Source organism: Ensifer sp. ENS11 (genome assembly GCF_014851895.1).
GTDB lineage: Bacteria > Pseudomonadota > Alphaproteobacteria > Rhizobiales > Rhizobiaceae > Ensifer > Ensifer canadensis.
In genome coordinates this window covers 1-7,492 of the sequence record NZ_JACVAN010000043.1, presented here as the reverse complement: position 1 = coordinate 7,492, position 7,492 = coordinate 1, and the positions used below count along the sequence as shown (strand labels likewise).

Sequence of the window (7,492 nt, the reverse complement as noted above, 5' to 3'; positions counted from 1 at the left end):
CCAAAGGGAAGTGCGGTTCGATCCGCGCCATCTGGCGCTCGCTCAACAAAAACAAATCATCCATCACGGCCTCCTGTCGGAAACCGTGAATCACATCTCAAACGAAATTAATAGGTCCTGAGCCTAGAGCACGCAGGGCAGGACGCCGCGCCGCCGCCCGTATGCCCGCGAACTGGTGCAGTACATTTTGCCATTTACACTTTCCCCATCGCTTGGTCATACGGTGAACGTCAAAACAGGAATCCACAATACTCGATTCGAGTAGTTGAGGTAGCTGAACTTCGAATCCAGAAAGCTTAACGTGTAAAAGGTCGCGACGAAGACTTTTGTGCCAGTGAACGTCCGCAATGGGGTCGTGAGCTGCGGATCGGCAAGCACCCTCACTCCAGTCGTTCCGCCGATCTCAGCAGCAACTTCCAAAGCGGACAGGGATGACCCGAGGTCGAGGCGGTCTCCGTCAAAAGCGCCAACAGCCGGGTGGGCCATCCCCCTTCCGCTCATCTCAACGCAAACGTCGCCTTATTCCGGCTTCCAAATCCTCGCGATTTGCTTCCCTTTCATATGTCTTCACCATCCCCATAAGCAGAGTTGAGGACACAAACGGGTGGGAGTATTGAAGGCCGACGGCCCAGCGGCGATATTTCTCAGCAAGCTCACGTTCTTGATCTCCACCTTCTCCGCGCCAAACAGCTCCACGGGAGTTATAAAGTCCGGTACGAGCACCGTCCGAAATACTTTCCGATTGGATATCCTCCATCACTTGCCGAATAGGCTCGCAGGGCCAAACTCCATCCTTTCCTATCCACGCACTAGAAAATAGCTTCCCCATACAGACGTCAGCGATGTCTCCCCGCGCAAGGTCCGCGCAAAGGTCGCGGACCGCTTTTGTCCATCCTGCTAGAAAGTTGGTTTGGTGTTCTTCCGGTTCGTCTTGTCCCGGGATACGTTCGATGGCCTCCAACAAACGGTATCCGCGTTCGGCGAAATGCTGAAAGCTGTCAGGATCGACCTTGTATTCCGGCGGATCTTCACCGTTGTCTTTACGCTTATAAGCCCATACCACCGCTTGCACGAACATCTCAGGATGCAACTCTATGTATTTCTCAAGGTTTGGTATCCTGTGTTCTTCGTCGCTGCTCCACGGGCGTGCAAGCGCATCGAGATATGCGAATTCCAAAACCGCCTTTTGGTCGAGCGTAATTTCCGGGGATTTTTCGAGTGCTTTGAAAGCTTCCTTAATGCTGTACTGATCTAACTGATACTGATCAGGTTCCTCTTTTCCGCCCTTCGCCATCTCATTGAGCAACCTGTATAGTAGTGTTGCTTCGATTTTTGACGGTTGGAGGCGAATACATGCGAACGCAGCCCGCGGTCGTTGGGCTGTCAGCAGGCGCTCAACAGCTTCGCTGTTTTCCGTATCGGAATCATGTATCCAATCCGCCGCCACGTTGGCCCAATAAGTAGCGCGTTCGGCTTCCTCCAAAATATCCACCATCTCCCAGGTGTTGCGGCGGAAGGGCGCTAAGAGCAGCAACTTAGCTGTCTCTTCTCCGGTAAGTCGCTCAGAGATGACGCGAAGAACAGCGGAGCGCTCGTCGGGATCGAAGAGGGCGTGTAACGCACCCGAAACCAAGTTCTTCTTAGGCCAAGATTCCGACATAATGGTTGATTGAAACGCCGTAAAAAGCGTGTCCGAGAGCTCGTTCGCTGGCAGAACTTCTCTGGCAAGCAACCATCCGACCTGCCATGCGGCCTTACCTTTTTCCGCTACCTTAAAAACTCCTGGGAGCCCGCGAACGGAAATTATCTCGCGCAGCGCCGCCACACGCAGGTTTTTGATCCGCTCATCTCGCTTCTTGTAGTCGAAACTTTCCTCTTCGAGTTCATCCGCAGATTCCTCGACCCAGGTGTCCTTGAAAAGCCATTGATAGCGGCTCAGGATGTCCGTTGGTTCCAAAGCCGCATAGGCTGATTGTGCATCCGGAGTCATGATGACCCGTCCTGATGTTTCCGCCCGCCGCACACCGCGACGAGACTTGACCGTTACACGGACCTTTTCGCGGACGACCATCCTGTCATCGTCACTTGCACGAGCGGCCCAGGATCGCACAATTTCCCAGATTTTCGCTTGGGCATCATCATCAACATCGTGGATGCGTTCTATCAGGTCACACAGATTTTCGCGCGTGTAGTTCGGCCAATTCAACGCCATGTTTACCATTGCGCGACTGAAAGACATGATGGGTCCCCAAGTGGTGATTGGCTCACCATGACCATAACCATCTGGGCGCCAACGCGGTTTATGGCTGTAATGGCCTATTTGCCTATGCGCTTCGAATTGTTCAACGCATATCTTCCAGGCGACATTGGGATGCTTCTCCGCCAGGGCTTCAAGGAGAGCAATTCGCTCATCGTGGCCGGCTGCCGTTTGAGGCATCCAAGCTCGAAATATCGCGCCCAGTGAATTGATGGGCTTGTTGATCCAGTTGTCGTTGATCTCGATTTCGGAAAGGCGTGCGAGAATGCGTGCGGTGCGTGGGAGCGTTGCCGTACTCCACGACAGGCCCTCCAACGCCCAAAGTAAGCCTGTGCGGCTTGGATGGCCTCCAAATACACCGGGATTGACCGGACGCAAGAGGCCGAGAACGGCGGGATCGCCTGATTTCAGATCGCGTTCGACAATTGACAGGAAGGTATCCGGAGCCGCCTCAGCATATGTGGGAAGATCGCGATCGTTAGCTTCGAGTTTGCGCGTCGTGAGAGGCGTCGGTAATAGATCCTCGACAACTCGCTCAGCCGCGTGGTCCAGATCCCAGCCGAGGCGGCTCTTGAGCAGATTGTTCCCATGTATTGCAAGAAGCACTAACGTCTCGGAGATACCCTCTCGGAACGCCGCGGAAAATTCGCGTGCTTTTCCATGTAGGGCCGCTGCCCACTGCTCGCTTTCAGGCAGATCCAGTTTGGGATCGTCTTCGCCAAGAACCATCCGTGCGATGGAGAAGTAGCGTTCCAAATCGTTCGCGGTAATCGAGCCAGAAATGGCAAACAGCAAATCTATTTTTGAGATGACACCTCGATAGGCTCCAACAGACCAAAGCGGTGCGTCGTCAAGCTGCACTAGGTGTTGACATTCCTTTTCCAGCATCTCGTATGGTAGATCATTGGCTAACAGAGAAAGAGCTTCCCGGTCAGTTTGATTGGCCGAGTTCCAGGCGCCAACAAATAGGAACGGTACGAGGCGTGACCCTGTATTCGGGTCCGCCGCCCAAGCAGGGGTACGCACCGCAGGAACGGAAGAGAGCCGCCGCCGAAGCACGGTCAGGGACCGTCCCGACTCATTATCCAAACGGGATATATCGTCCCGACCATAGTTCATCTCCTCCAGTGCCGCACGGAAAGTTTCATGGCTCACTGGCTCCAGCACGATGTGAGGCTCGACAGCCGCATTGCGCGGGTACACGACTATGGTGTGCATTGATTTGGCAAACGGGGCAAATTCGCGCTCAACATCGCGGCTGACAGCCACCGCAACAAAGTTCTTCGTACCTTGCGCCAGACGCGGCAGAACGCTTGGCTTCTCGAACACCAGGACTCGATCCCGCTGCGCGATTAGTTCTTCGCCGCCCCTTTCTCCGAATAACTGTGAAAGGAACGCCAACGCTTCGCCGGCGGAGTCTGCCGCAATGACCGTTGGCCCATCCGGCTGTTTCGACAGGCGCGAAATCATCCTCCTCTTCGCCGCATCAATGCTTGATTTGAACAGTGCGGGCGATAGCGCGGGATTTGCTACCTCAGCCCAGTCCGCCCAGCATTTATCTAGCGTCCGGACACCTTCCGACGGATGGTGGGTTTCGTTCGCGAGCCATGTCTGGCCGGCTAGGGACTGCTCCAGCCATTGCTCCAGACTTTGCGCATCATAGGCGCGAACATCTTTCCACTGTCCCTTGGAACGTGCATCGGCAACCCAGCCATCCCTTCCGGACCACATCCTCGGCGTAACAAACACAAATGTTTTCGCCATACGCTCGGCTTTACCGATAGCCTTGACGCTCTTGGCGAAGTCTCCGTCGGCTTTTCCTTTGATGTCGGCGTTTACACCAAACTCCCATCCGGAGGCTCCACTCGGAATCCAAGGGGTCCCCTCTGATGCTTCTACGAACCCGTCCCATCCCGGCCGTTCCGCGTCGTCGTTGCCGGGAAAGTCTACCTTGGTCAGGCCGATGCCTGTGGAATTGACGAGCGTCCGCAATAATACGGCAAGGCGTGTCCGCGCCGAAATATTCTTGGACGCCCATTCCTCGATATCGTTGCGCTTTATCGTTAGGAATGGCGGCACATACGTCTTCGTATTAGACGGGACTCCCCTCGATTTGGCCTGCACAGCTTCATATGCTGCCTGCATGTCGAGAAGCTTTTGAGCGGGGATGCTGAATGCTCGTTCGAGCCGAGTCGCCATCTCTGCCGTGGCGGCAACCTTGCCATTCAAAAAGTTCGAAACCCCAGGTCTGCTGATTCCAATCAACTTGGCAGCATCCGTGACAGTCATTTTCTTTGGAAGCAGAACAGTTTCGCGAACATACTGTCCTGGATGCTGCGGAATTCCTCCATCAGCTGCGCGATAACTGAGCTCTTCCGGCATAGATGCACTCCTTGTTCGACAAGAAATATACACGATCTGTATGGTGTAATGCAACACCTTACAAACAGTGGGTGCGCTGATTGATGGTGCCATCCGCCCGAGGATCCGACGCGGCGACTGATAAGGCGACCAGTGCGGCTTCAGGCAAGGGCAGCGCCCGGATCGACACCTGGACATTGGTTGCTCCATCGGTGGATCGGCATCTGTCAGCTATGCTAAATCGCGTGCTACGAGTAATAGCGCCTTCCGACTTCCCAAGAAACTAAAGGGTGATTTGGTCTATAGGATCATTGCTGCCTCGAAGCGGGATGTGGGCTTATGTAATTTTTAGGCCGCAAGCGGACAAGCAGAACACGTCGGCCCCAGATCCGACTTTCATCCTTCGCCTTGAACGGAATCGGCCAGCTATCTCGTTGGTAGCCAACTCGATGACGCGCCGTGTTTGTCAATGCTTAAAATCTCTCGGCCACTCTGGCTTTGACAAAGCGGGACAGTTCGTGTTTAGTGTCCTCAGTCCTAGGACAGAGGACAGTCACCATGAAGAGCCAAGACGTAATCGTCCTGCTGAAGCTGCTCAGCCTGCAAGACCAGGAACTCACAAAGGGGCCAGATCAACTGCGATCTGAATCTCTCGGGGACGACCCTTATTCGGTGCGAAATCTTGAAGCTCTGCTCGGGATTAGCAAAACCGAAATCGCGCAGTCGATCAAGAGAAGCGTCGCTTCCGGGATCGCGCGGAAAGATAGTCGCACCAATGAACCACGGCCACATCGGCGAAACCTTTTCGAGTTCATCACCCATGGCCTTAGGTTTGTATTTCCCGCAAAGGTAGGGCCGATACAACGCGGCGTCCCCACGGCGTTTGCTGCGCCGATGCTTCAAGAGCTTCTCGTCAGCGGCGGGACCTATAACTACGTCTGGCCCTACTCCGCTGGACGAGAGATGGGTCAAGCGGTCGATCCCCTTTTCAAAAGCGTGCCGGAGGCCGCTTTGAAAGACGAGCGACTTTATGAGTACCTGGCACTGGTAGATGCGATTAGGCTCGGGAACCAGCGGGAAGTCGGTCTCGCCACCGATCACCTCAAGTCGAAGATCATGAGTAAATGACAGCGATCCGCGCTCAATTGCTAGAAATGCTCAAAGCCGTTGCAGCCGCACTTGGCGAGGATCTGCGTGAGCGCCTGGTCTTCGTCGGCGGCTGTACTACTGCGCTATTCATCACCGATCCCGTAACGCTCGAGGATGTTCGCGCCACCGATGACATTGATCTCATCGTTGATCTGACAGGCCAAGCGGGATGGGCGCACCTCCAGGAAGAGCTTCGACAGCGCGGTTTTATGGAGGCGGCTGACGAGGAGGTGATATGCCGGATGCGTCTTGGTGCTCTCAAAGTCGATTTCATGCCCGACGACGAAGAGATCCTCGGCTTCAGCAATCGCTGGTACGCGAAAGGCATCGAAACGGCGACGAAGCATCAGCTTTCAGAAGACCTATCCATTCAGGTGCTGACGCCGGCGCTTTTTCTTGCGACGAAGCTCGAAGCCTTTGCCGGGCGCGGAAACGATGATCTTTTCATGAGCCGGGATGCGGAAGACATTCTTCTTATCGTCGACGGAAGAGAAAGCCTCTTCGACGAAATCACCACGACAGAGGACGACGTTCGGGAGTTCATAGCCGGCCAGTTTCGCGCGCTGTTGGAGCACCGTGACTTCGATGACTTCCTTGAAGGCAACATCCGTGGTCCCGCCGGTCGCGTCGATTTCGTGCGGGATCGCTTCGTCGCAATGAGCCATAGTGCGGATGGTGTCGTCCATGGACATTGAAGCCCTCTGGCTAACTCAACAAGGCACGCGGACCTCCGACAATCGCGATCATGCTGGGTTCGGCATGCGCCAGAATGAGTTCTTGGGCGCCGTGGTGGACGGGTCCACGAACGGTGCAGCCAACGGTGGATACGCCCGGGCAATCGTACAGATGCTGGTGGACTGGTTTGTCGAAACCGCCGAGGCGATAACCGCTGATCTGATGGTGAATGTTCTCAGGCAATTGCATGAGAACTTGCGCGAGCAGTTTCCAAGAGGGTCCGCCAGCGTCCTCCTCATCCATGCGACAGGGCGCAATTCCATCACCGTCTTTCATTCCGGTGATTGTGTGCTCGGGGAACTCGACACGAACGATGTCATCGCCTGGCAAACCAGGCCGCATACATTGACCAATGCTCTGGCCGAGATACCCTTGAAGGTCATCGCACAATCCCCGACCCGACACCTGCTGACTAGAAGCTTCCGCTCTCGGGCGTTCGAGCCCCCCGACATCCTCGAACGCGAGGAGTTTTCGGGGACGCTTCTGCTTGCCTCCGACGGGTTTTGGGCTGAGCTGCCCGAGAAGGATCAGGCCAAATTCCTTGCGGGCGACCAATCATCGGCGGAGACGGACCGGGACGATCGAAGCGTTTTGCGGCTGCGTATTTCGTTCAGCGATCACCTCGTGTTTGCCATGCACGATAAGTCCTCAAAGAATCTCTATCTTCGAACCCAACCAAAGGGCCGACGCGGATGGTCAAAAGGAACATGCAACCAACCGTCGTTCCGCCGTCTGAGTTCCCTGCCGCAAGGCGCTCTAAGGTCCGCCTTGCGCGGTCGATCGACGATTCCAGTCGATACATTATGCGCCATCATGAGAACACAACAAGAGCATCAATGCGGCAGAAGGCCGATTTGCGCCACCGAACGAACCCGCTCGCGCGGGAGGGGCGCGGGCTGAGGCGTGTGCCTCGTTGACGGTATCGGCGAGGCTTTGATCGGACCAGGGGTGACGAACGGCCGGAGTCCTCCGAGCATGAAGGGGTCAACC

The 7,492-nt window shown here is 55.5% G+C and carries 5 protein-coding genes; 3 read left to right on the top strand and 2 right to left on the bottom strand.

Annotated features, from left to right (window positions below; translation table 11 throughout):
* Positions 1 to 216 precede the first annotated feature (216 nt).
* Positions 217 to 486, bottom strand: a complete 270-nt coding sequence (locus tag IB264_RS34090) for a hypothetical protein (RefSeq protein WP_192435356.1) — start codon at positions 484 to 486, stop codon at positions 217 to 219.
* A 16-nt stretch (positions 487 to 502) separates the two neighbouring features.
* Entirely contained in the window at positions 503 to 4,732 is a 4,230-nt protein-coding gene (locus IB264_RS34085; protein WP_210335721.1) for a HigA family addiction module antitoxin, read from the bottom strand.
* A 444-nt stretch (positions 4,733 to 5,176) separates the two neighbouring features.
* Here IB264_RS34085 and IB264_RS34080 point away from each other — a divergent pair, with 444 nt between their 5' ends.
* Genes IB264_RS34080 through IB264_RS34065 form a run of 3 tightly spaced genes read left to right on the top strand, consistent with a single transcriptional unit; the run spans position 5,177 to position 7,402 of the window.
* The gene (locus IB264_RS34080; RefSeq protein ID WP_192435354.1) at positions 5,177 to 5,746 is read left to right on the top strand and encodes a hypothetical protein; all 570 of its coding nucleotides are present in this window, start codon (positions 5,177 to 5,179) and stop codon (positions 5,744 to 5,746) included.
* The gene (locus IB264_RS34520; RefSeq protein WP_210335720.1) at positions 5,743 to 6,462 is read left to right on the top strand and encodes a hypothetical protein; all 720 of its coding nucleotides are present in this window, start codon (positions 5,743 to 5,745) and stop codon (positions 6,460 to 6,462) included. Before IB264_RS34080 ends, IB264_RS34520 begins: the two co-directional genes overlap by 4 nt.
* The gene (locus IB264_RS34065) at positions 6,452 to 7,402 is read left to right on the top strand and encodes a hypothetical protein (RefSeq protein WP_192435348.1); all 951 of its coding nucleotides are present in this window, start codon (positions 6,452 to 6,454) and stop codon (positions 7,400 to 7,402) included. The genes IB264_RS34520 and IB264_RS34065 overlap by 11 nt, the downstream gene beginning before the upstream one ends.
* The last annotated feature ends 90 nt before the right edge of the window (positions 7,403 to 7,492 follow it).

Coding starts and splice junctions, on each gene's coding strand:
- IB264_RS34520 (WP_210335720.1), top strand. CDS start 5,743: ATGACAGCGATCCGCGCTCAATTGCTAGAAATGCTCAAAGCCGTTGCA.
- IB264_RS34065 (WP_192435348.1), top strand. CDS start 6,452: ATGGACATTGAAGCCCTCTGGCTAACTCAACAAGGCACGCGGACCTCC.
- IB264_RS34080 (WP_192435354.1), top strand. CDS start 5,177: ATGAAGAGCCAAGACGTAATCGTCCTGCTGAAGCTGCTCAGCCTGCAA.
- IB264_RS34085 (WP_210335721.1), bottom strand. CDS start 4,732: ATGGCACCATCAATCAGCGCACCCACTGTTTGTAAGGTGTTGCATTAC.
- IB264_RS34090 (WP_192435356.1), bottom strand. CDS start 486: ATGGCCCACCCGGCTGTTGGCGCTTTTGACGGAGACCGCCTCGACCTC.